Genomic DNA, 723 nt, shown 5'->3' on the forward strand with positions numbered 1-723 from the left:
TTTGTGGGCGTTTTATCAAATCCAATTCGCTTTATACGCTAAATGACTTAATCTTCTTATCTAGCTCTTCGGCGTTACTTTGCATCATTTCAGAGGTTTCCAGTAACTCTGTGACCACCACGACCGATGCTTCAACCAGCTCACGAACGTTCGTCAAGTTCTGGCTCATTTCTTCCGCTACACTACTTTGTTGTCCTGAAGCTGTGGCAATTTGGAAGTTCATGTCGTTGATTTGTGTTACTTGAGCAACAATACCATCAAGTTCACTACCTGCGTTAGAAACCAGTTCCACGCCTTCAGCCGCTTCGACAACACTTTTCTCCATCAAATCAACCGCAGAAGTCGCGCTGGCCTGTAGCTGAGTGATCATTTCTTGAATTTCCACCGTCGCTTGTTGCGTGCGCTGCGCAAGGTTACGAACTTCGTCCGCCACCACAGCAAAACCACGCCCTGCTTCACCAGCACGCGCCGCTTCAATCGCCGCATTCAAAGCAAGCAAGTTGGTTTGCTCAGAGATGCCTTGAATCGTACCCACTACGCTACCAATCGACTCAACACGCTCTTCGACTTGGTTTACGGCTTGTGCAGAAGACGCAATATCTGAAGATAGCTCGCTCATTTTCGCCACTGTACTTTGCAAGAACTGTTGACCAGAAATCGCTTGTGCGGAAGCTTGCTCTGTAAGAGAAGACGCCGTCTGGGCATGTTCCGCGACGGTTTGTA

General features: G+C 48.4%; 1 protein-coding gene. It reads right to left on the reverse strand.

Annotated elements, in window-relative coordinates:
* Positions 1-31: 31 nt before the first annotated feature.
* Positions 32-723, reverse strand: a 692-nt coding sequence (locus tag R8O11_RS27505; RefSeq protein WP_318194912.1) for a methyl-accepting chemotaxis protein, incomplete at its 5' end; no start/stop codon positions are given.

This window comes from Vibrio sp. 1288 (assembly GCF_033344475.1).